1 pseudogene is annotated in these 628 nt (G+C 60.8%); it reads left to right on the top strand.

What is annotated here, in order from left to right:
• Positions 1-457, top strand: a pseudogene (locus FQ320_RS25360) (IS5 family transposase); the annotation flags it as partial.
• Between the last annotated feature and the right edge of the window lie 171 nt (positions 458-628).

Raw genomic sequence — 628 nt, 5'->3', positions numbered from 1 at the left:
TGGAGGTCCGGGCTGTCGAGGTCACCGGGAGCCATATCGGCGATGCACCTATCCTGCCTGACCTGCTCAGCCAGATCCCAGCCCAAGAGGAGATCGCGAGCGTCACCGCAGACGGTGCCTATGACACCCGCAAGTGCCACGACGCCATCGCTGACCGCGGTGCGAATGCCGTCATCCCACCCCGCAAAGATGCGAAGTTGTGGAAAACTGTCACCGCTGCGGTGGCCAGAAACGAGGCCCTGCGAGCTTCGAAATACCTCGGTCGCGCGATCTGGCGAAACTGGAGCGGATACCACCGGCGAAGCCGCGTCGAGACCAAGATGCACTGCATGAAACTGCTGGGCAGCGCCTCATGGCGCGGGACTTCGACCGTCAGGTCGCGGAAGTCCACATCCGCATCGCCGTCATGAACGGCTACACCGCCCTTGGCATACCAGTCACAGAGGCCGTTGGATAAGTCCGTCCGGGGAAAGGGGTAGCCTGGCCATCAGCCGATTTGTGCATGTATGGATGCCCCCATTGATGCAAGTGGTTTTTGAACGGCGCGAGCGTGTGATCGGGTGCGGTCATGTATCAGATGCCATAATAGGGCTGGCCCCAAATCATCAGCGTTTCGGCTTGTCGTGAC

It is taken from the genome of Oceaniovalibus sp. ACAM 378 (genome assembly GCF_008085915.1).
Classification (GTDB): Bacteria; Pseudomonadota; Alphaproteobacteria; order Rhodobacterales; family Rhodobacteraceae; genus Oceaniglobus.
Note: the sequence above shows the minus strand (reverse complement) of the source record. Positions and strands in the feature narration are given on the sequence as shown.